Source organism: Streptococcus pseudopneumoniae, assembly GCF_001076775.1.
Taxonomy (GTDB): domain Bacteria; phylum Bacillota; class Bacilli; order Lactobacillales; family Streptococcaceae; genus Streptococcus; species Streptococcus pseudopneumoniae_G.
The window spans coordinates 65,001-91,401 of the sequence record NZ_JVGV01000030.1 but is presented as its reverse complement, the minus strand read 5'-3'; the positions used below and the strand labels follow the sequence as shown (position 1 = coordinate 91,401).

The following is a 26,401-nucleotide window of genomic DNA, read 5'->3' as shown; positions in this document are numbered from 1 at the left end:
CTAACTTTTGGGGTGTTTTTATTATGAAATTAACTTATGATGATAAAGTTCAGATCTATGAACTTAGAAAACAAGGATATAGCTTAGAGAAGCTTTCAAATAAATTTGGGATAAACAATTCTAATATTAGGTACATGATTAAATTGATTGATCGTTATGGAATAGAGTTCGTCAAAAAAGAAAAAAATCGTTACTATTCTCCTGAATTAAAACAAGAAATGATTGATAAAGTCCTACATGAAAACTGGTCTCAAGATAGAGTTTCTCTCGAATATGCTCTCCCAAATCGTGGTATGCTTCCAAATTGGATGGCACAATACAAGAAAAACGGGTATACTATTGTTGAGAAAACAAGAGGGAGAGTACCTAAAATGGGACGTAAACCAAAGAAGAAACCCGAAGAGATGACAGAGTTAGAACGACTTCAAGCAGAAAACGAGTATCTGAGAGCGGAGAATGCTGTCCTAAAAAAGTTGAGAGAACTCCGCTTGAAGGAGGAAAAAGAGAAAGAAGAAAGACAGAAATTGTTCAAGAATTAATCACTGATTTTTCGTTAGATATTCTTCTAAAAACCATTAAACTCGCTCGTTCGACCTACTACTATCATTTGAAACAGCTAGACAAACCAGATAAGGATCAAAAGCTTAAAGCTGAAATTCAAGCTATTTTTACCGAACAAAAAGGAAATTACGGCTATCGTCGAATCCATTTAGAATTAAGAAATCGTGGTTATGTGGTCAATCATAAAAGAGTTCAACGCTTGATGAAAGTGCTCAATTTACAAGCTAGAATCCGCAAGAAACGCAAGTATTCTTCTCATAAAGGAGATGTTGGCAAGAAAGCAGACAACCTTATTCAACGCCAATTTGAAGCAGCTAAACCAATGGAAAAGTGTTATACGGACGTGACAGAATTTGCCATTCCAGCAAGCGCTCAAAAGCTTTACTTATCACCAGTTTTAGATGGCTTTAATAGCGAAATTATCGCCTATAATCTTTCAACTTCACCCAACTTAGAACAAGTAAAAACAATGTTGGAACAAGCATTCACAGAGAAGCGCTACGAGAATACGATTCTCCATAGTGACCAAGGCTGGCAATATCAACACGATTCTTATCATCAGTTTCTAGAGGGTAAGGGAATTCAAGCATCCATGTCACGTAAAGGTAACAGCCCAGACAACGGCATGATGGAATCTTTCTTTGGTATTCTGAAATCGGAGATGTTTTATGGTTATGAGAAGTCATTTGAGTCGCTCAACCAATTGGAACAAGCCATTGTAGACTATATTGATTACTACAACAATAAACGAATTAAGGTAAAACTAAAAGGACTCAGTCCTGTGCAATACAGAACTAAATCCTTCGGATAAATTAATTGTCTAACTTTTTGGGGTCAGTACATAGCTGGACCAAGTGCACCTACTATATGTAACATTCTCCCTATAAATGTTTCTAATCCCAAAATATGAGATTGAGTAAATATGGCAAGAAGCCCCCAAGATATATAAGTAATTCCAAATGTAAAATAAAGATAATTTTTTAAATTCTTTTTGTCAATTTCTGTCATTTTATCTTCCTAATCTTGATTATTCTACGTATAATATTTTTTTACTGCTTCTTAGTTGCTCTCGATTATAACTACCTATATTCTATCATAAAAACACAAAAAAGCCTTACAATCAAGGCTTTTCATTATTCATTTCATCAATACTTTAGTTTCGTAGATTCAGATTCGCATGATTAAAACTAGTCAATTTTCTCAATAATGTTTCCAAGTTTATCTAATACAAGACATGAATGATCATTTAGTGGAATTATGGGAACATTAACGAGTTCTTCAGCTCTATCCTTATTTGCTTTATCATTCCATGAATCATAATGGACACTAATTAAAAACTGACTAAAGACTCCTAATCCATTTTTTATCTTTATCTGATGATCTGAATTATCATTAGGTGAGACATAGACTTTTTCTCCTAATAATAGGGCTCCTGCGGAAAACCCTATAACTTTTGCTCCTTTATTCAGCATACGATAGATATAATTTTTGAACTGCTAATTGACGTAAGTTGCTAAATACTTTTCCGTATTTCCACCACCTATAATAATTAGATCAGCATCTAAATAGCTATCAAAATCAATCTGCTCAGTGTCCAAAAGTAAGTAATCAGTGTTTAGATTAGGAAATTGACTTTGGAAAACTTCCGTGTACTTTTTCATATAGGGTTGCCAATTATCTCGAAAAACTGTAAAAATAACAATTCTTTCAATCTTGCTTGATAATACAATTTTATCAACAATGCTATGTTTCTTTATTGGGGGATTCCCACCCATCAAAAAAATTTGTTCTTCCAATCTTTCACACTTTCTAAAGATATATAAATTTTGACCACATTATGAAATTATAATTTCTTCTTAAAATGAATAATTCTATTTGCCTCCTGAAATCCAATATTGAGATGAAATCTTATAGAATCCGTATTCGTTAAAGTACAGTCACTTGCAAATTCCTTACATCCTTTATTTTTCGCCCATTCCTCACATTTTGTACAGAGATTTTTAGCAATATCCTTTAAACGATATTCCTCGTCGACAATAATCCCTTCTAAGAATCCAACAGGACTATATTTACAACCTTCAACATAATCAAATCTGAGTGAACATAGTGCTAGACCTACAATTGTGTCACCTTCAACTTCAGTAAAGATTGCAGTATTTTTGCCATTCGTATATTTTTTAACTTCATCAATAGCTTCTTTATTGGTCAATTGGGGCCATAATTGTTTCATTAGTTTAGCCGTTTTTATAGAATCTTTTGTTATTCCATCCATATTGATGTTCCTCCGCAAATTACAAGCAAGTTTTTCGAATCACGCTGTTACTTTGTTACTCATTGATTGATACCAATACCATCCCCTTCTACTTTTCGCTATCTCAGATCGGAAGAGCAGAGCCACGAACTCAGCGGTTCGGACTTACCGTATCATTTCGCCGGTTCTCCTCCTCATTCTAAGAGTCCTATCGCATGGGAGATCATTTACTTCTACTTCGCTGATGCCTCAGTCGTACAAGTAGTGATACTGCCTCAACATGTGGTGCTAGTCAACATCTATATTATATAACGAAAGTAATAGAGTGTTTTATAGAATTATACTATAAAACGAAAGAGAATTACACACTCAACTCAAACAACTTATAAAACTCACCTCTCCTATCCATCAAGTCACAAAAAGAACCATCTTCAACAATGACGCCTGCTTTCATAAAGAGAATTCTATCGTATCTTTTCAAAATGTTTTCATTCAACTTGTGGGTTACTACAAGTGCAGTCAAATCTTGAATTTTTAAAATTGAATTTTCAATTTCAGTAGTAACTTTATTATCTAAAGACGAAGTAGCCTCATCTAATAATAAGATTGGTGTTTTTCGAATTAAGGCACGCGCAATACTAAGTCTCTGTCTTTCTCCCCCAGATAGATTTGATCCATTCTCGCCACATAAAGTTTGTAGACCTAATTCATTTTCTAAAATATAACTTTCTAAACCAGACTGCTGTACAGCTTTTTTTATATCATCTTCAGTAAAGGATTGACTAAGGGTAATATTTGCTTTTAAAGTATCATCAAAGATATAAACATCTTGCTGAACAATAGTCATTAAGTTATAAAGGCTCTCTGCTGAAATAGCTTGCAAATCTATATTATCAATGGAGATGTGCCCACTTGTTACATCGTAAAAACGCAGTAATAGATTGAGTAAAGTTGATTTTCCACTGCCTGACATACCTACTATTGCAATTTTTCCCCCCTTTTTGATCTGCAAAGATAAATTATTAAAAATCTTTTCCTCAGCATTAGGGTAGGAAAAATCTACATTTGAAAAAGAAATGACATCATCAAAATATTCTTTCGTTTTACCAGTCTGAAGTTCTGTTACATCTTTTACCTCAAATGCATCTAGTGTTGCCTGACCTTCACGGAATTTACTTATTCCCATACCAACTTCATTTAGTGGCATTACTACAAAATTGACTAGTTGAACAATAGCTGTTACACTCCCAATTGTGGTATAGCCATTAAATACGAGATACATTCCTCCACCAAAGGCTACTAAAAAAACAATCATCCCTGAAAGTTGAGAAATAACATTAGATAAAACATCAAATTTCCCTTTGATGAAATATATCTCATCCAATTTTTCGCTTTCATTTTTGTAATCTTGACCGATAGCCTCTTTCACATTAAAACTCTTTATAACTAGAAACCCTGCTAAAATATCTTTAACCTTAGCTAAATATTTCTGATCGGCTATCATAGAACTATTTTGTAGAGAGGCTGATTTTTGTCCAATAAATCCTGAAATCATCATAGGAATAATGCTAGCAATGATAACTAATAAGGTCAAAAACCAATTACCTATAAACATGGCTACTAGTGAGAAAATCATTAAGGAAATATTTTTTGAAATATTAAAATACTGGTGCAAATAATCCTGCTCAATTTTCTTCATGTTCTCAGTTAATATTGAAATAAATTTCCCTGATTTTTCCTTAGAAAATTCTCTATAATCGCTATCTAAAATAGATTTAAACACCTTATTTTTGTATCTTGACATAATCTGCCTAACAAGTTTATTTCTTAATCGAAGGGATATAAAATTAAGACTGGCATAGATAAATATTACGATAGCACCTATTAGTATCGCTTGGGTTAGAGCTTCCCTATTTTGGGACATTCCACTATCAATTATAATTTTAATAGAATAAGCAAAAGCAATATTAGTTAAAGGAACTAGTATATTAAAAATCATGAAAGTATAAAAAGACTTCTTATGGCACTTTGTCAATTGTTTCATTCCTAATCTACCTCATAACTCTTAAATTTCATTTAGAAAATGTGACATAAAATATTCTTCTAAGTCAATATTCTCTCTCCTAAGCTCTCTCATAGAGATCTGTTCTAGCATTTCTCCATTTTTGATAACACCAATCTTATCTGCTATCTGTGAAATTTCCGATAAAATATGACTTGAGATGAATATTGTAACACCACATTCCTTAGAAAGAGACAACAAAAGATTCCGAATTTCTTGAATTCCTATTGGATCTAAACCATTGATTGGTTCATCTAAAATTAACAATTTAGGTTTTGTTAGGAAAGCCCGAGCTAAACCAAGTCTCTGTCTCATTCCTAACGAAAACTCTTTTACTTTTTTAGTCGTATTTTTTAATCCGACCATTCTTAAGGCTCTTATTATATCTGATTCAATAATATTTTTCCCCATATACTGAGCGTGAATTTCCAAAATTTCTTTTGCAGTGCAATTATCATAAAAAATTGGTGATTCAATAATACTTCCAATATGACTTAGGATTTCTTCTCTGTGTTCTTGTAGATTTTTCCCAAAAATTTCAATACTACCAGATGTAACAGTTGATAAGGATAACATACATTTCATTAACGTTGTTTTTCCAGCACCATTCGGTCCTAAAAAACCATAGATTTCTCCTTCAGCAATTTGAAGGTTGATACCACTTAAAATTTCTTCTTTATCAATTGTTTTAAAAACTTCTTTTATTTCAACAATATTTCTCATTTCTATCTCTCTTTCTATATCTAGCTTTAAATGCAAGGATTTTTCTTCAGGAGCATAAATACCAACTTATACAGTCTCTTCGTTTAAATAAATCATCAAAAAATTAGCACTTTCCTTCCATTAAATTTAGCTATACTACTTGATATTAATATCTTTTCTTGAAATAGTATAAATTGAAAATGAAACAATCATTAAACTTATGAAACTAGCAAATATTAAGAAGAATAAGTTATCAACAAAATTATTAGTTAAACTGCCTGGACTTACATTCGAAAGTAACGCTGCTAAACCAAGTCCTGAAAGCATTGTTATAGCTATTGAATGCCTAATCATACCTAAAACAAAAGGTAGTATTCCGATTAATACTGTTCCAACTGTAATTCCAGCTAAGTTAATCATTTGATTAGCTACTGGGATATAATTTGATTCAGTTAAAACTGCTACTAATTTAATTAATAATTGAATAACTAAATGTGCAGTAAAATGAGCAATAAATGATATCAGAATTACTGTAAGCACTTTTCCCCATAGTAACTTTATTTTAGAAACAGGGTAGGAAAACAGCTGAAAAATTGTTCTTCGTTTAAATTCATCAATAATAATCGTAGACAATAAATAAGATTCAAAAATCAAAAATGCTGCTTTAGTAAATAAAGATCCAAACAATGATGTTGCAATTGCCCAACTTCCCCATTTGTCAGTAATTTTAATATTATTGGCACTCTGTCCAACAAAATCTCCCAGTTTATTATCAGTACCTAACCCCATGATTATGATTCCTGTAATACCTAATATTATCAATATAGTACCCAACCAAGCAAAAAATAATTTTGATTTTGAAACTTTATTTAATTCAATTTTAATAAGCGACAACATAGATTCTTTCCTCCAAAAAATTTTGTTAATATTAATTACAATATTCAAAAAGCACCTTACATACTTCTGGTATGTTAAAATTCAAAAAAACAAACATACTAAAGGTATGTATAATGGAATTCTTAATACCATATCTAGAGTATGGTATTTTTTAAAATATCAATACTTATAATTTATTTGACACCTTTTAAGTGATCAAATAATTGGAAAATTACTTCCATCATTTCATCAGAAATTAACTGTACCCCTAGACCTTCAAAAGTAAGTTTAATGAAATTCATTTTGCGCTTTAATTCTACTAATGAAAAAACGGAAATTTGGAAACCAATCCAAATATTTAGAGTTAAAACAATTAAATCTGCTAGCTCTTCTGGATATTCTGTTTTAATAGACCCATCTTCAACTCCTTCGTAAACTTTTTCTCTAATTTCGGGTAAAAAATCAGAAAATAGACCTAGATACTGCTCTCCTAACAAACGTGGACTTCTTAGCATGATTGAGGCAGAGTAAACGAGCCTTTGGTGTTCAAAATTAGAGAAAGAGTCCATCAAAGAATTTTGTATCTTTTCTAATGCAGTATCTCCTCTCCAATTGTAATTTAAAATTTCTTGATTGTTTTCGCTAATGATTGTTTGCAGTATATCATATTTAGACTCAAAATGATGATAGATAACACCTTTTGTTAATCCACCTAAGCCATCTATGATATCTTGTATTGACGTATTGTCAAATCCTTTTTCTAAAAATAAATTTTTTGAGACCTCTAGTATTTTTTTTCTAGTTTCATGTGAGTTTCTATTCCTTGCCATTTTAGTTCCTTTCTATCATACCGATGGTATGTAATTCTATTGTAGTGGAAGTAACTAATAATGTCAAGTTCTTTATTGGAAAATGCAAAAAAGCCTTACAATCAAGGCTTTTCTATACTTTCACAAAAATCCTAATAAATTTCCATTCAACTTCTTCTAAGCATCTTTTCTAAAAAATAAATTGACAATCTCATCTTCCGAAAAGTCTAGCTCACAAAGTTTTTCAAACAAAATTTTCACTAGCTTGTTAGATTCTTGATATCTTAACTCCTTTATTTCTTGCTCGCTTGCTATCACAAAATATCCTAATGTTCCACAGCTAATAATCAAATTCTGTTCTTCGAGAACTTTCATTGCTTTTTGGACAGTTGCCGGATTACACTTCTCGTTTTCTGCTAATCTCCTTATTGAAGGAATTTGTTGTTCAGGTGCATAATCACCTCTTAAAATAGTCGTTCTTAATTTTGATGCAATTTGTAAATATAGATGGTGTTTCATTTAATCTTTTTATTATCACTTTGCTTAACAAACTTCCAATATGCAGAATAGGGGATGACTGTAGCTAGTAGAAGATAGTATTTATTTGCAAACATATCTGCTTCTCCTTTTGCATTGAAATGAATCGGAACTTTTTCTGGGAGAAATCTACAAATAACAACTATTATAGCTAGCATTACTAATAACACCAAAATATCTTTTATCAGTCTGTTTTTCATCTTATTTTTCTCCTTTAACTAGATAAAATTTGACTTGCTTATTGTTAAATAAACACCGATTGTAATAATCAATAAAACTACTGATACTACCTGTAAAACAAATATAATCGGAAGATTAAACAGCCAATTAAGCAAAAGTGGCATAATAAGCGCAATCATACCAATAATTCCAGTTACAATAACAGGAAGACTTTGTTTGACAACTATCATCTCACTGTCCCAATCATAGTTAGGATATTTTTTATTTAATGCAATTCCGATTACAGTTATAAAAAAGGAGTAACATATAGGAACAATAATTAGGTTCGTGACTTGAATGAGATTCATATCTAGTTTTAGCACAAATACAGATATAGAAATCATATATCCAATCAAATGAAGTGTAAGATTAACAGCTATCTTAGCATTTAAAATCATTCTTACCTCAACCGGAGAACTTTTCAAAATCCAAATATTTTTACCCTCTAAAGACATAGATGAAGCTGCTGGACAACTGAGTGAAAGCATAGATGAAATAAAGACGGGAGCTAAGTTTGAAAGATACTCATTTATATTTTCAATTCCTGCAGAATTTCCTATTTGCCCTACAGAATTAAACAGGAAACATATACTAAAGACACATAAAAGAATCACTCCAAGCCCAGCATTCAAGACTGCCATATAAGAACTTAAAAATCGTCCAAGCTCTTTTTGATACAAGGCAAAAAATACCGATTTTCTTTCATAAGATACTTTGTCATTAGCATATCTTGATTTTGTATTGGCAAGTGTATTAAGTAGTCTATACTTCAACGAAGCAATTTTGACAAATAGATAAAAGACGACTATTGAAAGAACTATATAAAATCCCATCCCATAGTACATTGGAAAATTGTAGTATGACATAAATAGTCTAGAAATTGGATACAGTCCAGTAATTTGCTTAGCCAGAGTAACCCCAATACTACTTTCATCACCTGATTGCAAAGCTGATAATGCAAAATATCCAATTATACCTAACATCGCAAATGAAAAAATAAGAGAGATAACATTTTTCCTTTTAAAAAAAGATGAAGCGACAACAATAACGATTCCCATGCATGTCGCTATACACATGGGGATCAAAGGGGTAAAAATTATAGAAGCAAAATACAATATAATCTGTAGGAGGTTTAAACTTCCGTTCAAGCCCCATACAATTCCACCTGGAAGCATAAACATCAAGCCTATTAAAAAATTCAATAAGTACATAAACATGAACTTGCTGGTGATAATATACGAACTTTTAACAGGTAAGGATAGGAGAATTTCCATATCTCGACTGCCAAATAAAATGCCATTCGAATAAAAGACAGTCAAAAATAATATTGAAAAACTTGATACAGAGACCATATATGCCGGTATCAAGTCCTGCTGTCCAACGTGTACCATTGTTTTCGCTGTTAGTATATTATAAACAAAGCAAAATAAGGAAAGAGTTATTATGCCAAAACTCGCAATAGCCATTGAACTTTGTTTTTTATTTCCTGAATCTCTAATCTCGTTAATAGGAAAGAAATTAATCAATTGCGCTTTAAGCAGTATCCAAATGTTACTCATTGTCCTGCACCTCCATGAAAAATGCCTCCAATGATTCATCACCTTTGACGTCTCCTGTATTGCCACTTGCAATTAACTTTCCATTTTTGATAATGGCAATCTTATTACATAATTTTTCCGCAACATCCAATACATGGGTTGAAAAGAAAATAGCACCTCCATCTGAAACACACTCATGCATAATTTTCTTTAGTAGGAAAGTTGCTTTGGGATCTAGCCCAACAAAAGGTTCATCTAAAATCAACAGTTTGGGAGAATGTACAAGTGCAGAAATAATGGCTGTTCGTTGCTTCATACCATGTGAATATGAAGAAATAATCCCCGAAAGATGCTCAGTCATATCAAATAAATCACCGTATTTTTGGATTCTCTCCCTGCGTATTTTTGTAGGAATTTCAAACAAGTCAGCAATAAAATTAATATATTGAAGTCCTGTCATATGTTCATACAAATCTGGATTATCTGGGATATACGCCATCATTTTTTTACAAATAACAGGTTCTTCTTTAATAGAATGACCGTTGATAATTATACTTCCGTCTTCAAAATCATGGATACCGACAACTGCCTTTATCGTTGACGTTTTTCCCGCACCATTTGCTCCAATAAAACCATAAATATCTCCAGGCTGTACTGAAATAGATAGGTTATCCACAACCTTCTTATCCCCATAACTTTTACTAAAATTCTTTATCTCTAACATATTTTCGTCTCCATTGACAATTTGTCAGTCTTGTTTTGAAATAATACCGATAGCTTGTTTTGATTTAGCTATCGGTACATAGTTCTCTTTACAAATATTCTATTTTTTTTTAATTGCTAAAGAGTCCTTTTGTATTTAGATTTTGTTCCAGCATTATCTTAAATGCATTCAAGTAATCTTTGACAGGTTCTTTCTTTGAAGTTATTATACCTATGTTATTTGAAACAAAAACATAGGCTGTCATCAGAAATTCTGCTGTTTCTGATGGATATTTTACAGAAAATACTTTTTCTGAGATGCCTTGATTTATTATCCTCTCAAAATATATAGTCAGTTTTTCAATGAGCTTATGAGATAACTTATCTAACATATAACGATTTTCTTCAAGATCAACCGTCTTTTGTAACTCAGTTCCTTCCGCTGAAACGTTATCTGTAGAGATTATTGTGGCATCTATAAAGGCTCTTATTTTTTCAATAGCAGTTTTGTCGTCATCATTGACAATCACATGAATATCTCTCAATAATTTCTCTGAATAACGTTCCACAAGACAATACAGAATATCTTCTTTGTTCTTAAAGTGATAGTATAACAAACCTCGTGATATATTTACCTTATCGACTATATCCTGAGTTGTTGTGTTCGCATATCCTTTCTCCATAAAGAGGAGCATAGCAGCATCCATAATCTCAGCCCGTCGAATTTCCGGATCTTTTACATCTCGCATTTTATTCCTCCTGATTATAAATTATACTACTCTACTGACAAATTGTCAATTATAAAATTACCTTTTTGAGGATACCAAAAAAATCCTTGACACCAAGGATTTTTCGTCAACATTTTTTTCTAAGCTCGTACAAGCAGTGATACCGCCTCAACATGATGCGTCTGCGGGACTCAAAAGGTTTGGGGAACCTTTTGAGGATTAACTACGTTTCTCCAACAAGCTTACACACTCCACGTGCGTTGTTTTCTTTATTTGTACACTTTTTTTCGTCATCGGTTACGGTATTAAAACACAATTTATCATTTTCTATTTTAGCATTCTTCCTTTTAGATTTGTAAGATTTTGCATCTTTAGTCGAAGAATCTCCCGTTTTAAAAATTATAGTCAACATTGCTGGATCAATTTCTCCATCAGAATTTATTCCGCCTACTATGATTTTTTCAACGATACTTTCAAAAATGTCCTTGTCAAACTCAGTCAAAGTCTTTTGTGAAGTTAAAATTTCTTTAAAATTCTCTAATCTACTTTTTATATCAACTTCTGATTTTAAAGTTACTTCTAAGTTTACTTTTTCTTCTAAAAGTTTTTCTTTCTCAATTTGTATTTGATTGAATTTATCTTCATATACAGAATCACTTATTTTTCCATCTAGATTCATTGAAACTAATTTTTCTTCTTTTTTGTACAACGAATTTAATTTACTAACTATCTTATTCAACTCTACTTTTAAGGTATCATCAGTAAGCTCTTCTTTTATAATTTCAAGAAAGTCTTCAGTTAGGTTATTATTTTCATAAAACAACTGTTGGTAGCTCTGTAAAAAAGCATTTTCTATTGCTTTTTCCTCTATGCCTTTACTATGAGTGCAATGCTTTTTACCTCTCTTTATAGATGTTGTACAGTGCCAAATAATCTTTTTGTACTCTGAACTAGAGTGCCAACTTCTTCTAGACAGAACAGTACCACAAAAACCACATTCCAATCTACTGCTAAAAGGGTACATTCTTGAATATCTTTCTCGTTTACCTTTTGTATTTGCTATGGTTTTTTTGTTTCCTGATCTCCGTAATCGAATTTCTTGCGCCTGTGTAAAAATTTCTGGACTAATTATTGCATCATGATTATTTTTAATGTAGTATTTATCTTCTTCACCGAAATTTATTAAACGTCTCTTACTAATGGGATCAACAGTGAAAGTTTTTCCCATTAGAATATCACCTTTATACTTCTCGTTTTTAATAATTCCTAAAACTGTTGTATCTTGCCAGTGATCAAGACCTCTCGGAGTTTTATAACCTAGTTCATCAAGTTCTCTAGCTATTGCCCTACCCCCAATACCATCAATGTATCGTTCAAAAATATAACGTACTATCTTGGCTTCTTTTTCATTTATTGATATCGACTTTGTATCTTGATTATAGTCATAACCAAGACAACCTTGAAAACCAATAAGTTCTCCACGTTGCATCTTCATTTTTAAACCCTTTTTAACATGGGCAGATGTATTTTCAACTTCCTGTTGAGCCACTGAACTTAATATCGTCAATAGTAACTCACCATCCATAGTTAAAGTATCAATATTTTCTTCTTCGAAAAATACACCAATTTGTTTATCTTTGAGCAAACGAACATATTTGAGAGTATCTAATGTATTTCTAGCAAAGCGAGCAATGGCTTTGGTAATGATATAGTCTATTTTTCCATCAAGGCAATCTGAAATCAATCTTTGAAAATCTTGTCTTTTTCCAACTTGAGTTCCTGAAATCCCTTCATCAGCATAAATGTCAACCAAAATCCAATCTGGGTGCTGTGATATATACTCTCTATAATGACGAACTTGAGAATCATAGCTATTTTTTTGATCATCACTATCGGAACTAACACGACAATATGCTGCTACTCTCCTCGATAAAGAACCACTATTATCATTTCTTCTAGTTACTAAAGGATTTGCTTTTATAATTTCAACGTTATTTGACATGGCTTAACCTCCTATTTCTCTGCATTTATTTTACCGCAACCAATAAAAAAGGTCAGCTAATTTGTGTATATTTTACGCAGTTTCAGCTTTATTTTTTCATATTCTTTTTCGCTAATAAGTTTTTTTAAGAATAATAGATTTAGCATCTCTAGCTCGACTATATAATTTTTTAAATTTGATTTCAAAAAATCACTTCCCTTTTATCTTTTATCAATCTCCTCCATGGCATGACTGATGAAGTCATCATAAGAATTTCACTTACTGCTCTTTTACGTTGGCAGCCTGAACGGTCAGAAGTATCATTGTATATCATTTGTATCATGGCATATAAAGTATCGCTCTATTTTATTGATGGTTTTAAATCGCTCTTATCATGGCGAGCCATTCAAATTTGCTCCACAAATGAGGAAAGTACCATTTTGGACTATTCAATTTTCAAAGAACAAATAAAAAATCCCCTCATTTTCACACTCTATGAAATTGAGGAGATTATTTTCTAAAGCGAATTTTATCAGGAAAATCTGTCAATCCCAATAGGTAGTCTGTACTAACATCGTAAAAGCTTGAGAGAGTTACCAATACATCTGCAGTTAACATATGTTCCCCCCGTTCAATTTTAGCATAAGCTGAGTTTGTAAACGAAAGTATTTTAGCTATTTGTTTTTGGGTCAAATCGTGATCTTCCCTCAAATCTCTCAAACGTCTGTACATCTAGCTTTCTCCTGAGAAAAGTATAATATATAAAACTAAGAAATCATTCAAAGTGTCCAAATTGGACATTTTGAACTAAAATTAATTTATTAAACACTTCTCATAAGCATATCTATTAACCATCTGAGAGCAAAGATTTTATCAAATATTTAATATTACTGACTTTCAAAAATTAGTATTATTTTAAAATAAAGTGAAACACAAAAGACATGTTTATCTGATATATTATAGTCTCAAAAATATTACAAAATTATAGGAAAATGTTCACAAATCAATCATACAAGCACTTCTCTGAAGCTGAACAATACTAAATTTTAGGTTTATTTAAACAAAGGAAAAAACTGCTTAGGCTGCTCGTCGTTAGGATAGAAACCGTTCTATTTTTACTTGTAAAACTAATCGAGATTCTGTAACACAGGTGAAACAAATCAATGGATAGAAGATCTACTGATAACAGTATTATGCAAATCCAATCTAGAATTTTCATTATCATTCTATAGAAGCTAGCTATTACTTGTAACTTAATAAGATTTAGTCTGACTTTCTGACAGAGTTCACAGAAGTGATGAAAGAAAAACCAAGGGGACATAGTATGAAAACTTTCGTCCACACTTATAAATTCCAACCTTTTGATTATGTGACTATTAGTTAGCATATTTCGGGAGTATAAAAATTTAAGCATTGAAAATTGCATACTATATTTTACTACTGATTATTCCAGAACTTTCCCTCCTGATAACATGTTACTCTAAGTTGCTCTCAGTGGGAATGATTAGTATTATCACTCATGGGAGTTTCACCCGCTATCTTTTTACGATGGCGGCCTGAACGGTCAGAAGTATCATTATCATTAATTGTGTCATGGCAGATAGGTTACCATACTATTTTTGAATAAATGATTCTCGCTCTTTTCCTAGCACATTACATTCTATTGCTCAACAAATAAAGTCCCACCTAAGATTATTCAATTATCAATGAACAAATCAGGAGGGACTGTTTTTTATTTTTCAGGTAATAAGGACAATCTGCCAGCCCTAATGTATACTTTATAGAGGGAAGAGAGCATTATTAAATAGTCAGTAGATAGCTAGCGTTCGTTGAGCACCCTCAATCTTAGAGTATGAAATTGACTCCAGAACAAGTACTGTGCAATATACTCTTGCGTAAATCAAATCTCTGACGCGCCTATACACTCGTTCACTTCTAAGGAAATTATAGTTAAGATCTGAACGAGACTTGTATTTTATGCCAAATTGGCATAAAAATATTTAAAAACACACTTATAAATTAAATAAATATATTATTAACTATTGTTAATGATTAATAGTGTAAAACATAAAAACGAACAAGATTAATTTTCTAATAAGGTACATTCTTAATCCGTTCGTTTTCTATTTAATAGTTTTTACTATCTTAAATGCCGATTGTTGATTTATATATCATTTTAGGTACTGCTATCTTTTTCATATATAAAATATGTCGAAAATATTGATTCACCCTATTGATTTTTATCGTTGATCAAGGCCCATTGATTTTTGAGTTTTTCTTAAATCCTAATTGGTTTACTGAAAAAATCGTCTAAAGCTTAATTCTATTAATTTGCTGACTTTCACGCTCCTTTATTAATAAACTGAGTTTCAACCAATTCTTTATAGAGTTTATTCCTTGATAATAGTTCTTGATGAGTACCGAAGTCATGCACTTCTCCTTCTCTTATTAAATAAATTGAATCAGCGTTTTGAATAGTAGATAATCTATGAGCAATTATTAAAACAGTTTTCTTACTAGATAAATCTTTAATTACTTGTTGTATTTTTGACTCGTTTATACTATCTAAATTCGATGTACTCTCATCCAATAATATTATGTCATTCGGAGAAATTAAAGCCCTAGCTAACGATAACCTTTGTTGTTCACCACCACTCAAAGTGAGTCCAGACTCCCCTATTACCCTATCTAGTATTTCGTCCTCAGGAATATCCTGAAAAAGATTAACTAAATTAAGTGCATACAAGCAGTCAAATCTTGAAACATTCTTATTAGCTATTTGTAGATTCTCTAGTACTGTTCCAGAAAAGATTGAAGCATTTTGTTCCACAAAGGTTATCTTTGAACGAAGAACTTTAATTGGCAAATCATAAATATTATTTCCATACAATTCTATTGACCCATTATCTGAATCATAAAATCTTTCAATAAGTTCAAATATTGTTGTTTTTCCTGAACCAGATGGTCCAACTAATGCTGTCACTCCCGGACCATTAACTGAAATATTAATCTTGTTTAGAATATTTTTGTCAGAATTGCCATTATATTTAAAGGTTAAATTTTTAATTTGCAAAACTAGATTCGATTTTTTATCAAGAACATTTAAAGAATTTACATCATCTTCTATCGGAAGTTCCAATGCAAGTTTAATCCTAGAATAAGCTCCTAACCCTTCATTTATTGATGACAATACTCCTCCTAGCATTGCAGCTGGAGTCAGTACTAGCATTACATACATTATAAAGGCACTTAGATTTCCAATAGATATAATCCCTGTAGCAACTCTAATTGAACCAATTCCAATAATTATTATTAGCATTATTTGTAGTGCTATATTGGAAAAGCCACTTATAATCGATTTAAAAATAGCTACTTTTTTACCAATTTTTGTCGCATTAGTTACAACACTACTCATTCTTTCAATAAAAACAACTTCTGATAAAAATGCTCGAATAGTTCTAATCCCCCGCAAAGTTCGTTCTAACTCAGAGGATAACTCTCCAACTATTTCTTGTAAATCCTTTGCAATCGGTCTAGTTTTTTTTCCAAGCAATAAGCCACAAATTAAAAGAGAGAGTACGGCTAACAAAGATACACCAAATAATTGAATATCAAGATAAAACATCATAATTAATGCAAATATCATTGTAAATGTTTGTGATATTAATTCTACTATTCCTTGGCTCAAAATCCCCCTTAGCTGGGCTGTATCCGCACTCAAGATTGATGCCAAATCCCCAATCTTTTTAGTATCAAATACTTCAATCTTATATTTTATTGATCGATTTACAATTTGAATTCGTAAACTACTCACTAAATTTTCACTAATACTCTCCAATATATACTGCTTAATTGAGTTAAGGATTGCAGATAACAATACTATTATGGAGAAAAATATTACAGTTTGTCCTAAAATGTTATCGTTAATATTGTCAATAATTTTTGAAAGAAGTATTGGTTGAAAAATTGATAATGTTGACGAAATCAGTGCAATAATCAAAGCAATACTTATAGCTATTTTATAAGGTTTTAGTAATGTTAAAAATTCCCCGAACGTGACTTCTGAATGTTTTTGACTATTCATTTTTCAACCTCTTTTTGACTTTCAAATAAATTAATAGGAGTAAAATCAAATTCCACAATAACAATATGATATGACTATCAGATACTGCTGATATTTTAAAACTTTCAGAAATAGTTTCATAATAAATGAATGGTAATACTCCAGGAAATACACGCTCAATATAGGGTATAACTAATATTGGAAATAGTAGCAAAGTAGCTATCGCTGTCATCGAACTCTTAAAAAATAAAGTTAAATAATATGCAATGAAGAAACACAAAACGCTACTAAATAGATAAGAAAAAAACTGTATTACGTTAACTTCTTTAATACTTCCTTTAAAAATGAAGAAGATTGCGATAACTAAGAATGATAGAATTGCTTGTAATACACAATCTATCAATTCAACAATAATGATTTTTTGTGTACTGCTTTTTTTGTTTCCGGTTAATAAATAGACTATTTTAGATTCTGGATTCTCGACTTCTATAGATCCATTTATCAGTCCACCAATCATAAATAAATAAGATGTAATTGCCAAAATTTGATTAATTGATAACACAATATAACTTCCATTGATTTCAAATGTTATCAAACTAAGAATACATGTAAATAGAATAAGCAATAAATGACTTAAAATTTGTATTTTCACTGCATTCAAACTATATTTTTTATAAATAAGAGCATATACTATTTCATCCATATTTCTTGTCCTTCTGATTTTTATACCAACCTTTAATATACATCAAAATAGTTACTATTGATGCTTGAGATAATAATAATAATAAACCATACATTTCCGAAGGATTGTTATTTTCTACTCTTCCAAATACAAATGACTTTGCACCTATTAGGGGTAATAAATTTTCAAGTGTCGGAGAAACGACTTTCAATATGCCTGATAAAGTTATAATAAGAATACTTACAATAACAATGACAGAGGGAATAGGCTTTCTTGTTATTTTTACTAAAAACATTGAAAGCAATGTCAATGTTATGGCAAAGATAATGATTCTTAACGTCACTTCTAAAACAAGACCTAGGCTAAGATAATTTTGCAATGTTTCATCTAACATCACATAGAGCATTGCACTATTTATTAGGGATAGAGCAACTGTCAACGTACTGGCTACAATAATTCCAGAACAAATCTGACCTGTTAAAATCGTCTGCCATTTTGGTGTTAATAATTTAGTTAATGATTCCTGACCAAATTTGTACTCCGTAGATAGAATCAGTGCAAATAAGATTGGAAAAAATAGAATACTAGATTGATAAGGGGAAGACAATACAGCATCTCTTACTGTTTGAAACTCCGTTAATTGACTAGTCGTATCTTCAAGCATAAGAATCTCTGTATTACCATTTGCTATCGCATTAATGACTTGAATATTTTGAAAGGTAAAGAATATAGTGATTCCAATCACAATTGCTACACCCCTCCAAAAAAGTGGCAATGATAATATTTTGTATAGTTCACTACGAGTATTTTTCATAAATCATTACCCCCATCTAACTTGTAACAGACTTAAAATATGCTTCCTCAAAAGAGCCATATTCTTCAAGAACATCTTTACTGCTACCATCAATGACTACCTTACCATTAGATAATCCTACAATTTTATCAACCGTAAGTTCTAACTCATTCATATAGTGGCTTGTGATTAAAACTATTTTATCGTCTCTTACAAATTCTCTTAGAAACTCTCTAACCCATCTAATTCCATCTGGATCAAGTCCATTAATTGGTTCATCCAAAATAAGTATTTTAGGATTCGCTAAAATAGCCGTAGCCAGCCCCAGCCTTTGCTTCATTCCAAGTGAGTAGTCTTTTATCTTTTTATTGCCAACATCCTGAAGACCAACTATTTTTAAACATTCTAAACATCTCTGCTTATCTATACCACTAGTTAAAGCAATCCACCTCAAGTGATTATAGGCCGTCCTTGTTGGATTGGGTTGAAAACTATCTAGAAATGCTCCTACATATCTGAAGGGGTATTCCCCCAATTCTTCATAATTTTTTCCATCAAAAGTCGCTCTGCCTTCATCTGACGAAATCAAGCCAAGCAATATTTTTATTAAAGTTGATTTACCAGACCCATTTGGCCCAATTAATGCCGTTATTTCTCCCTTTTTTGCTGTAAACGAAACTTCTGAAAGAACACTCTTACTGCTAAAACCTTTGCTAATTTTCTCAATTTGTATCATTTATCTTTTCCACCTTTTACAAATATAATTTTTTGAAATTTGGATAAATCGATTTCTTCACCAATGGGTTTCCCATCAATTTCAACCCATGCATGGGCTATAAATGGTGATACCTGAAATCCCGAAATCCAATCAGGAGTTCGCCTAGCTATTATTCCCCACAGCATAACTGCTACGGATCTTTGTAGACAACCATTCCCTGCACATCTAACATTAATTGAATTTATATATGTGCGCCATTGTTCTACTTCCGCTGGAGTAGCACTTTGAGTCCTTTTACTTAATTTCTCAATAATTTTAGATAGTTTCTTAGGAGGTAATCTAATTAAAAAAAACGATACATTGGCACAAAAAAATGCTGTAATTTTATTTTTAAATGATAATTTCGTTCTCTTTTCCATTCTAACTGGCGAGCTCATTTAGCCACCTCCAAAATCTGTAATTTCTGAAGTTTCTCTAATATCTCTTTATAATCTTCCATAACTTGCGATAATTTAACGGAGTAACGGATAGAAATATTTTTACAAAATTCTTCAAATGAAACACCTTCAATTAACAGACCTAAAAAATTCGTAGTTAATTGATCAAGATGGTAATACTGTCCATCATTAGAATTTAAAACTATACTACCACCATCATCTGTCTTACTAATATTAAGATTTGACGATAACTTATATTTCATATATACCACCACTTTCACAATAACCTCTCAGCCAGTATTCAATGATTTGAATCCTCATAATGTTTTCTAACTGTTCTCCATCAGCACTAAATTTATTTAGCGATTGTAATAACTTTCTCTTGTCTACCAACCCTAACTTATAAATCAAACATTCTTCAGAAAAGATTTTTTGTAACATATTCTTACGATTATTGTATTCCGTAAAGGTTGATTTGGTATACTCCCCTTTATCTCTTCGCTTAAAGTATTCAAGTGACATAGATTCTGATCTTATCTCAGCCAACATAGGTTTAGTTACTTTTGCATTAAATCTTTCATCTATATTATATTGTAATGCTGACTCCACGATGTCATATGCTGTATACGGGCTAAGAAATCTAAATGACTTATCATTCGGCACCATTGCATTCAAATCTCTCTGTAAAAGACTATGAGCTTCAACTTCTTCAAGAATTCTATGAATAGATTTATCATCCGAATATGGTTCAATATTTTGTTCAGCATATGAACTTGCACAACTTGTAATTAGATCTCTTGCTGTTTGGGTTACAAAATTTGCAACTGATGGTTTTGGAACCCATTGAGAACTATACTTTATATCAAAATCAATCTGTTCGATTTCTCGACATTCTAAACATCTCAAATTATCAGATAAACTTTCATTATCAACCAATGACTTAAAAAATTTAAAAAGATTGAACTTATTTAATCTTGCAAATCCATATAAATTTTTTATGCGATTCGGGTAATTAGAATGATACAAGGACCAAGCCATAGTAGATAGGGGACCAAATAGCTCATCACCACCATGACCATTTATATGCATACCAATATCGTTTTTTAGCCCAATTTCTATAATTTTCCTAGCTAGACTTATATAGCGAAACGATTCTGACGGACCAAATGGGAGTGCTTTATATATATCTAAAGGATTTAAAGAGTTTAGAGTAATTGTGCTACTATACGGTAAAACCGTATGCTCTGCCGAAACCTCCTTACTTGCTCGTTCTGACCATATAGCATCACTATCAGCGCCATCCTCTGGAGATAGAAAAATTGTATTCAACTCTACTCCTAAATCCTTACAAAAATAGCAAAGAGAAGTAGAATCTAAGCCGCCTGATAAATCTGCACTTATTCTGATTTGTTTTCCCAAATTTTTCTGTAATACATCCTTTACATTTTGACGTAATTCTACTGCTACTTCAGAGATCCTTTTATTACCACCGTTACTTCTAAAAGGAAATACCTGACTAATCTGACCTTTTAAAACTACAAGCATTTTTCGACTATTTAGAAGTTTTATATTCTCCCATGGTGTTAACTCACTAAATGGATATATAGTCTCAAAGTTTACGATACGTAAGGCAAAATAAGTTTTATTTAATTTTTGCTTTGTAAGATTAGAAATTAATTCAGGATGGAATGAAACAAATAATTCATCATTTCTTTCTAGATAATATATTGGATTACAATTATTAAAGTCCCCACTGGCTATAAGGTGATTCTCTTTTGTAACTGCTATAAAAGATGTATGTTTTTTTAATTTACTGAGATTATTCTCAATCATTTCAAAGTTCAAATCTTCTCTTGCTAAAAAATTACTAATTTCCTCAGAATCATTGTGATGTTTAACTACCATTAATAAATTATCAGCAGTATATACATTAACTTTATTTAAATTAATCAGTTCGTCTACCAACATATCAGCAGTAATAACTTGATTTTTTTCTACAATAATATTAACTTTCATAACGATTTATGTTTTATACCAATGACATAAACAATAAGCGGAGTTGCTCACCCTCCGCTCATTATCTATATTTTTCGATTACAACCATGGCCAGTGAATAACAATCAACGCACGAAAGCCAAGTAAATCACGTTCACGTGCAGTGCCTGCACCATTTGTCAAAGTTCGATAGCTACCGATTTTTGTAATAGTTGGTTTTTGGTACATAACATTCTCCTTCCTATTATTCATATTACCCTATAGCAATTTCAATCGAGTAACAACTATGTTTACCTGCTAAATCCTGAGCAAATTGATTTAACTTACCACATATATTACTGATTTGGAGTTTTGAACTACTCTCAGAAAAACATGCTATAGAATAATTCCTAATCCCTAATAGTAACTATTAGGGTAGATGATAAGTTATCATCTACATTTCATATTCTACAAAACAAATATCAGAAAAATATCAGAATTTCTGATTTCTAGGTAATTTTTTTGATTCCAGATTATCGTATTGTCATATACTATAGTAGATTGAAGTTAGAATAGTACGCCGCAACTGCTAAAACATTTCTAGAAATGAATTTGACTTTCTTAATAGATTTGTTCATATCTTATTTTAATCTACTATAATTTCCATAAGAAGTATTTATTATTTAGATTATTATTATTCTATATCATTACTTGAGGGTAAACATGGTATAATTAGAATATATTTTAAAAGGAGAGACAATTATGAAATATAAAGTCCTAGTCATAGATGATGATATTGCCATTTTAAGACTTATTCAAAATGTTCTAGAGAATAAAAACTTTGTCGTCGATACGCGGACTGCTATTCCAGAAATTGATATCTGTCATTTTATCGGCTATGATTTAATTATTTTAGATATTATGATGCCCCACGATGGAATTGAAATCTGTAAGTATATCCGAGAATTTATTTCTGTTCCAATCATATTTTTAACAGCCAAAAATTTAGAAGAGGATATTGTATATGGTATACAGTCCGGTGCAGATGACTATATTACAAAACCATTTAGCATACCTGAACTAGTAGCTAGAGTACAGATGCATATCCGTCGAGAAGTGCGCAATAATCATTCTAGTGAGATTCTACAATTTGGACCTCTGGCAATTGATAAAACTAAAGAAGAACTTAGAATTTCGGATATACATATTCCAACTACAAAAAGAGAATTCCAATTAATTTTGTTGCTTTCCAGCAATCCGAATAGAATATTTTCAAATGACGAACTCTTTGATTATCTTTACCCTCATGATTCTGAAACACTGGGAAGGTCTATTACAGAGTATGTATACCAAATCAGGCAAAAATTAAAACCTTATGAAATTAATCCAATTAAAACAATCTGGGGAGGTGGTTATCAGTGGATAACGCTCTGACTTTTAACCAACTAATTAAACAAACATATTTTAAGATTTTAAGACAATTTCTTATTAGTCTTTTTCTATTTTATTTGCTACCATTGTTATTTACTGCTTTTACTAATATTACTGAAAAAAATGCAGGTGCATTTACTATCTATTTCAGCACGATTTCTTGGATTTATATTAGTCTAATTTTATTTTCTATTATTGCTAAAAATATTAGCAACCTTCTAGAAAAGATAAAGCAAGAAACAAATATTGTTTATAATCAAAGTCTATTGGTTGATATAAATGAACAAGCCCCAGCTAAATTAACTTTGATTGAACTGATTGAAACAAGACAAAAAATTCAGGAAATGCAGTCAACGATTAAAAAAATGATTCAATCTGAAAAACAGCAAAAAAAGGAATTGATGTTTCAAGTCTCAGCTGCAGCACATGATTTGAAGACACCTTTAACAATTATTCAAGGAAATGCTCAATTTTTACAATCTATGGATATTACTGGAAATATTGGTCAATGTTTAGGAGATATCGAAATTGCTAGCCAACAACTTAATAGATACTTTAATCAGCTAATTAATTACTCTAAAACATTCTATAATGATAGTTCTAATTGGGAGAGTTTCTCTTCGGATTACTTACTTGAATTATTTGAACAAGAAATTAAGTTAATTACTGATAAAAAGGCTAAAATCCAATTTTCCAATAATCTACCAATCACTATTAATTTAACACTTAATTTAAACCTATTCCTACGAGCAATCCTAAATATTATTAATAATGCAATTGACCATTCCAAAAGTAATTCTCCATTAATAAGAGTAGACTATAAGTTAATAGATAATAAATTTTATATTTCCATATGGAATAGCAATTCTTCATTTTCGGAGAATATACTCGAGAAATATGGGTTACTATACTTTCAAGACAAACAGGCAACAAATTCAGAGCAAGGAAGTCATTTCGGAATTGGATTAGCATTTGTTAATCGGGTAGCGAAAATTCATGGCGGAGAAGTAAATTTGAGTAATTTTGAGAACGGTGCTCTTGTCACTATTTGTATACCAGTCTAGTCTTTAGTTATCAAATATTTTATACCACTATGTCAATTATAGAGATTAGTCCATCAAAATATTCTCTTGAAATTTTGGATTAGGATTATTAGTAGTAATATTTAACATTTTTACAAATTCTTCCAATATTATAATCAGTCTTTCATACTCATAAAGATAATGACCTAGCTCCTCTTGTAATACTCTTATTTCTTCAGTCACTTGCTCTAGTGTAATTGATTCTGTTAAATTTAGTTTTGAAAAGTCATACCTTGCTAGTTTTCGACTATTTGGATCTTCACTCTTCAAATTGATAAGCACTTCCGCCATCTTGTTTAAGGTGGCGATTTTTTCATTTGTTTGAGTCAGTTTGATGTCTAGCTCTGCTATTTCTGCAACCAGTTCGTCTTTGATGTCCTGGTATTTTTTGTCTGTCTCTGTCAACTCAATCAAGAGATTAATCTCAGAAATCTTTTCTTGAAGTCGATCAACAGTCGGTCTTCTGTATGGTATTACTCGACTATCGTTGGTTAACTGTCTAATCAAGGTTCGCCCTTTAATATACTGATTCTTATCCGAATGTTCTTTGTTATAGACAAAATATGAGGTTGTCTCTCGGATATAGACTTTATATTTTTTCTGATTGTCTTCTTCAATAATATCTAGCTGATAATTAGGAATGAAAATAAGACCGCTCTGTTTGACACCGAAAGCCACCTTGATATAGACGCCCTCATCAACTAGCTTCTCAATTTGATGTTCTGCAAGTTCCACTTCAAATTCGTGAATGGCATCTCGTTTTTCCTTAAATGTCTCAAAGGCTTCCTCAATCTCTTCAGTGGATACTTTATCCTTATCTCGTTCTTCTTGGAAAGCATGGTACTGTTCCTGTAAATTCTCTAATCCTTCTGAAGCAATGACTTCCTTATTTTTAAAATAATCTTGAAAAAATTTGACATCATATAATTTCTTATCACTTATTTTTTGATGACCCAAACTTATCTTTTGATTATCTTCTTCCAGGATAAAAGTTACATTTTTTTGTTTTAAGTCAATGGTTAGATTCAATTCTTTTGCTTTTGTTATTAAATCTTCTAAAGAATTGACACGGTTCAACAAAAATTCTAAACGACTTTCAATCTCTTGCTTAGCAAAATTCATTCTAAAAAATTTTTCATCATATAAATCTCGCTTGCTGAGTTGGCGTCCTCGAATTCGTTTTGTCATTGCTCGATCTGTCATCATGAATCGACTATGCTTCTGACTAAAATCAATATGAACATGTAACTGCACCGCTTTTTCTAAAAAATCATCAAAGGACCTTGACTGCTGCATCAAAAAATAAAGACGTTGTTTCAATTCAAATTTATGACTAGACTGCCTATATTTTTGATAGTCACGGTAAGAGAAACGCTTTTCAATAATTTTTGCCCCCGCCATTCTAGAAATACGGTCTGAAATCATACGTAAATTTCGTTCTAAGGCATAATTCCATATCAATTTTTTATCTGAATTACTGTCTATGGCATTGATTAAGATATGGTTGTTGGTATGATCTTTGTCTGTATGAGTCGCTACGATAAACTTAAAGCGACCTCCTGTCAATTCCATCATGGTCTCATAACCAATGCAGTTAATTTCTTCAGGTGTCAGATTATCTTCAGGAGAAAATGATTGAATGAGGTGATGAGCATGAATAGTTTGTTGGTGTTTTTCTTGTCGGTCGTTTCTGGATTCGTACAACTTGTCATTATTGGTGAAGTTGACATTGTACATCTCTACCATTTCTGCATGACTAGGGAAGTCCAAGTAATTGCTCATGCCAAAATCAGATACCAATTTCAAATTGTCCGTTTTATCAGGGTTGAGAATATACTTAATTAAACGCCTACGATATTTTTTTCCGTGCGTCGCAAAGTGTTTAGTAACTACCATGAAACTCCTTCAGTCTTTTCACCTCCACTTGAAATTCTTTGTCCACTTCCTTAATTAACTCTCCGACTCCTTTACTCAATTCTTGTAATTGGTCCTGAGAAATCAGATGGCTTTGATTAATCGCACGCGCAATTTGATTTATGTTATTTCCAATCCGTCTCAATTCAAAAACTAACTGGTCATAAGTATCAGTGTTAATCGTGACAAATGACATATTGGGATTAAGTAAAACTTTTCTGGCATAGACTGAGAAATTTTGACAATTGCTCTTAGCAATCCGTTCATTCAATTGGTGTAATTCTGGATCAGTTAGAAATACTTTTTTGAGATTAGTACGATAGCGATAAACCATTACATCC

General features: G+C 31.5%; 25 protein-coding genes and 2 pseudogenes. 3 read left to right on the top strand and 24 right to left on the bottom strand.

Features of this window, described 5'->3' with window-relative positions; translation table 11 throughout:
• The first annotated feature begins 23 nt into the window (after window positions 1-23).
• A protein-coding gene (locus ADJ60_RS11270; protein ID WP_152907437.1) for an IS3 family transposase occupies window positions 24-1,372 on the top strand; the annotation gives its coding sequence in 2 pieces (ribosomal slippage) (window positions 24-465 and window positions 465-1,372; 1,350 coding nt in all).
• Between the two features lie 29 nt (window positions 1,373-1,401).
• Here ADJ60_RS11270 and ADJ60_RS11265 read toward each other — a convergent pair.
• The 22 genes and pseudogenes from ADJ60_RS11265 to ADJ60_RS11530 all read right to left on the bottom strand — a co-directional run.
• A pseudogene (locus ADJ60_RS11265) lies at window positions 1,402-1,569 on the bottom strand (CPBP family intramembrane glutamate endopeptidase); the annotation flags it as partial.
• 179 nt (window positions 1,570-1,748) lie between these two features.
• Window positions 1,749-2,357 (bottom strand): annotated as a pseudogene (locus ADJ60_RS11535) (Type 1 glutamine amidotransferase-like domain-containing protein).
• 47 nt (window positions 2,358-2,404) lie between these two features.
• Window positions 2,405-2,833: an aminoglycoside 6'-N-acetyltransferase gene (gene aac(6'), locus ADJ60_RS09340; protein ID WP_049544711.1), complete on the bottom strand. Its 429-nt coding sequence runs from the start codon at window positions 2,831-2,833 to the stop codon at window positions 2,405-2,407.
• A 340-nt stretch (window positions 2,834-3,173) separates the two neighbouring features.
• The gene (locus ADJ60_RS09335; RefSeq protein ID WP_049544710.1) at window positions 3,174-4,856 is read right to left on the bottom strand and encodes an ABC transporter ATP-binding protein; all 1,683 of its coding nucleotides are present in this window, start codon (window positions 4,854-4,856) and stop codon (window positions 3,174-3,176) included.
• Window positions 4,857-4,877: 21 nt separating this feature from the next.
• Entirely contained in the window at window positions 4,878-5,597 is a 720-nt protein-coding gene (locus ADJ60_RS09330) for an ABC transporter ATP-binding protein (protein ID WP_049544709.1), read from the bottom strand.
• A 135-nt stretch (window positions 5,598-5,732) separates the two neighbouring features.
• A complete protein-coding gene (locus ADJ60_RS09325) occupies window positions 5,733-6,473 on the bottom strand; it encodes an ABC transporter permease (protein ID WP_049544708.1) in 741 nt (246 codons plus the stop codon).
• A 173-nt stretch (window positions 6,474-6,646) separates the two neighbouring features.
• Window positions 6,647-7,282, bottom strand: a complete 636-nt coding sequence (locus ADJ60_RS09320; protein ID WP_049544707.1) for a TetR/AcrR family transcriptional regulator — start codon at window positions 7,280-7,282, stop codon at window positions 6,647-6,649.
• A gap of 156 nt (window positions 7,283-7,438) precedes the next feature.
• On the bottom strand, window positions 7,439-7,780 hold the full coding sequence (locus ADJ60_RS09315) for a GntR family transcriptional regulator (protein WP_049544706.1): 342 nt from the start codon (window positions 7,778-7,780) through the stop codon (window positions 7,439-7,441).
• Complete coding sequence (locus tag ADJ60_RS09310; protein WP_049544705.1) at window positions 7,777-7,998, bottom strand: DUF1648 domain-containing protein; 222 nt, start codon at window positions 7,996-7,998, stop codon at window positions 7,777-7,779. Before ADJ60_RS09310 ends, ADJ60_RS09315 begins: the two co-directional genes overlap by 4 nt.
• An 18-nt stretch (window positions 7,999-8,016) precedes the next feature.
• Window positions 8,017-9,576, bottom strand: coding sequence for a hypothetical protein (locus ADJ60_RS09305; RefSeq protein WP_049544704.1), 1,560 nt, complete (start codon window positions 9,574-9,576; stop codon window positions 8,017-8,019).
• Window positions 9,569-10,279 carry an ABC transporter ATP-binding protein gene (locus tag ADJ60_RS09300; protein WP_045611708.1) on the bottom strand — a complete coding sequence of 237 codons (711 nt, stop codon included), beginning with the start codon at window positions 10,277-10,279 and terminating at the stop codon, window positions 9,569-9,571. The genes ADJ60_RS09305 and ADJ60_RS09300 overlap by 8 nt, the downstream gene beginning before the upstream one ends.
• 109 nt (window positions 10,280-10,388) lie before the next feature.
• Window positions 10,389-11,006, bottom strand: coding sequence for a TetR/AcrR family transcriptional regulator (locus tag ADJ60_RS09295; RefSeq protein ID WP_045611710.1), 618 nt, complete (start codon window positions 11,004-11,006; stop codon window positions 10,389-10,391).
• A 202-nt stretch (window positions 11,007-11,208) separates the two neighbouring features.
• A complete protein-coding gene (locus ADJ60_RS09290; protein WP_049544703.1) occupies window positions 11,209-12,987 on the bottom strand; it encodes a recombinase family protein in 1,779 nt (592 codons plus the stop codon).
• Window positions 12,988-13,476: 489 nt separating this feature from the next.
• The gene (locus ADJ60_RS09285; RefSeq protein WP_049544702.1) at window positions 13,477-13,698 is read right to left on the bottom strand and encodes a helix-turn-helix domain-containing protein; all 222 of its coding nucleotides are present in this window, start codon (window positions 13,696-13,698) and stop codon (window positions 13,477-13,479) included.
• Between the two features lie 1,609 nt (window positions 13,699-15,307).
• Window positions 15,308-17,050, bottom strand: a complete 1,743-nt coding sequence (locus ADJ60_RS09280) for an ABC transporter ATP-binding protein (protein ID WP_049544701.1) — start codon at window positions 17,048-17,050, stop codon at window positions 15,308-15,310.
• Entirely contained in the window at window positions 17,043-17,732 is a 690-nt protein-coding gene (locus ADJ60_RS09275; RefSeq protein WP_049544699.1) for a hypothetical protein, read from the bottom strand. The genes ADJ60_RS09280 and ADJ60_RS09275 overlap by 8 nt, the downstream gene beginning before the upstream one ends.
• Complete coding sequence (locus ADJ60_RS09270) at window positions 17,725-18,525, bottom strand: hypothetical protein (protein WP_049544698.1); 801 nt, start codon at window positions 18,523-18,525, stop codon at window positions 17,725-17,727. The genes ADJ60_RS09275 and ADJ60_RS09270 overlap by 8 nt, the downstream gene beginning before the upstream one ends.
• A 16-nt stretch (window positions 18,526-18,541) precedes the next feature.
• Complete coding sequence (locus ADJ60_RS09265; protein WP_049544696.1) at window positions 18,542-19,240, bottom strand: ABC transporter ATP-binding protein; 699 nt, start codon at window positions 19,238-19,240, stop codon at window positions 18,542-18,544.
• A complete protein-coding gene (locus ADJ60_RS09260; RefSeq protein WP_049544695.1) occupies window positions 19,237-19,659 on the bottom strand; it encodes a lasso peptide biosynthesis B2 protein in 423 nt (140 codons plus the stop codon). Before ADJ60_RS09260 ends, ADJ60_RS09265 begins: the two co-directional genes overlap by 4 nt.
• On the bottom strand, window positions 19,656-19,922 hold the full coding sequence (locus ADJ60_RS09255) for a PqqD family peptide modification chaperone (protein WP_049544694.1): 267 nt from the start codon (window positions 19,920-19,922) through the stop codon (window positions 19,656-19,658). Before ADJ60_RS09255 ends, ADJ60_RS09260 begins: the two co-directional genes overlap by 4 nt.
• Entirely contained in the window at window positions 19,912-21,675 is a 1,764-nt protein-coding gene (locus ADJ60_RS09250; RefSeq protein ID WP_049544693.1) for an asparagine synthase C-terminal domain-containing protein, read from the bottom strand. The genes ADJ60_RS09255 and ADJ60_RS09250 overlap by 11 nt, the downstream gene beginning before the upstream one ends.
• A 78-nt stretch (window positions 21,676-21,753) precedes the next feature.
• A complete protein-coding gene (locus tag ADJ60_RS11530) occupies window positions 21,754-21,882 on the bottom strand; it encodes a lasso RiPP family leader peptide-containing protein (RefSeq protein WP_160313208.1) in 129 nt (42 codons plus the stop codon).
• A 513-nt stretch (window positions 21,883-22,395) separates the two neighbouring features.
• Here ADJ60_RS11530 and ADJ60_RS09245 point away from each other — a divergent pair.
• Complete coding sequence (locus ADJ60_RS09245) at window positions 22,396-23,067, top strand: response regulator transcription factor (protein WP_049544692.1); 672 nt, start codon at window positions 22,396-22,398, stop codon at window positions 23,065-23,067.
• Window positions 23,052-24,128 carry a sensor histidine kinase gene (locus ADJ60_RS09240; RefSeq protein WP_049544690.1) on the top strand — a complete coding sequence of 359 codons (1,077 nt, stop codon included), beginning with the start codon at window positions 23,052-23,054 and terminating at the stop codon, window positions 24,126-24,128. Before ADJ60_RS09245 ends, ADJ60_RS09240 begins: the two co-directional genes overlap by 16 nt.
• Window positions 24,129-24,173: 45 nt before the next feature.
• Here ADJ60_RS09240 and ADJ60_RS09235 read toward each other — a convergent pair whose 3' ends face one another.
• Both ADJ60_RS09235 and mobC read right to left on the bottom strand, forming a co-directional pair.
• Entirely contained in the window at window positions 24,174-26,042 is a 1,869-nt protein-coding gene (locus ADJ60_RS09235; RefSeq protein WP_049544689.1) for an SAG1250 family conjugative relaxase, read from the bottom strand.
• Complete coding sequence (mobC, locus tag ADJ60_RS09230) at window positions 26,029-26,394, bottom strand: plasmid mobilization relaxosome protein MobC (protein ID WP_000263039.1); 366 nt, start codon at window positions 26,392-26,394, stop codon at window positions 26,029-26,031. Before mobC ends, ADJ60_RS09235 begins: the two co-directional genes overlap by 14 nt.
• Window positions 26,395-26,401 lie beyond the last annotated feature (7 nt).

Coding starts and splice junctions, on each gene's coding strand:
- ADJ60_RS09300 (WP_045611708.1), bottom strand. CDS start 10,279: ATGTTAGAGATAAAGAATTTTAGTAAAAGTTATGGGGATAAGAAGGTT.
- ADJ60_RS11530 (WP_160313208.1), bottom strand. CDS start 21,882: ATGTACCAAAAACCAACTATTACAAAAATCGGTAGCTATCGAACTTTG.
- ADJ60_RS09255 (WP_049544694.1), bottom strand. CDS start 19,922: ATGAAATATAAGTTATCGTCAAATCTTAATATTAGTAAGACAGATGAT.
- ADJ60_RS09330 (WP_049544709.1), bottom strand. CDS start 5,597: ATGAGAAATATTGTTGAAATAAAAGAAGTTTTTAAAACAATTGATAAA.
- ADJ60_RS09290 (WP_049544703.1), bottom strand. CDS start 12,987: ATGTCAAATAACGTTGAAATTATAAAAGCAAATCCTTTAGTAACTAGA.
- ADJ60_RS09285 (WP_049544702.1), bottom strand. CDS start 13,698: ATGTACAGACGTTTGAGAGATTTGAGGGAAGATCACGATTTGACCCAA.
- mobC (WP_000263039.1), bottom strand. CDS start 26,394: ATGGTTTATCGCTATCGTACTAATCTCAAAAAAGTATTTCTAACTGAT.
- ADJ60_RS09335 (WP_049544710.1), bottom strand. CDS start 4,856: ATGAAACAATTGACAAAGTGCCATAAGAAGTCTTTTTATACTTTCATG.
- ADJ60_RS09305 (WP_049544704.1), bottom strand. CDS start 9,576: ATGAGTAACATTTGGATACTGCTTAAAGCGCAATTGATTAATTTCTTT.
- ADJ60_RS09315 (WP_049544706.1), bottom strand. CDS start 7,780: ATGAAACACCATCTATATTTACAAATTGCATCAAAATTAAGAACGACT.
- ADJ60_RS09235 (WP_049544689.1), bottom strand. CDS start 26,042: ATGGTAGTTACTAAACACTTTGCGACGCACGGAAAAAAATATCGTAGG.
- ADJ60_RS09245 (WP_049544692.1), top strand. CDS start 22,396: ATGAAATATAAAGTCCTAGTCATAGATGATGATATTGCCATTTTAAGA.
- ADJ60_RS09265 (WP_049544696.1), bottom strand. CDS start 19,240: ATGATACAAATTGAGAAAATTAGCAAAGGTTTTAGCAGTAAGAGTGTT.
- ADJ60_RS09250 (WP_049544693.1), bottom strand. CDS start 21,675: ATGAAAGTTAATATTATTGTAGAAAAAAATCAAGTTATTACTGCTGAT.
- ADJ60_RS09325 (WP_049544708.1), bottom strand. CDS start 6,473: ATGTTGTCGCTTATTAAAATTGAATTAAATAAAGTTTCAAAATCAAAA.
- ADJ60_RS09280 (WP_049544701.1), bottom strand. CDS start 17,050: ATGAATAGTCAAAAACATTCAGAAGTCACGTTCGGGGAATTTTTAACA.
- ADJ60_RS09320 (WP_049544707.1), bottom strand. CDS start 7,282: ATGGCAAGGAATAGAAACTCACATGAAACTAGAAAAAAAATACTAGAG.
- ADJ60_RS09310 (WP_049544705.1), bottom strand. CDS start 7,998: ATGAAAAACAGACTGATAAAAGATATTTTGGTGTTATTAGTAATGCTA.
- ADJ60_RS09270 (WP_049544698.1), bottom strand. CDS start 18,525: ATGAAAAATACTCGTAGTGAACTATACAAAATATTATCATTGCCACTT.
- ADJ60_RS09295 (WP_045611710.1), bottom strand. CDS start 11,006: ATGCGAGATGTAAAAGATCCGGAAATTCGACGGGCTGAGATTATGGAT.
- ADJ60_RS09275 (WP_049544699.1), bottom strand. CDS start 17,732: ATGGATGAAATAGTATATGCTCTTATTTATAAAAAATATAGTTTGAAT.
- ADJ60_RS09260 (WP_049544695.1), bottom strand. CDS start 19,659: ATGAGCTCGCCAGTTAGAATGGAAAAGAGAACGAAATTATCATTTAAA.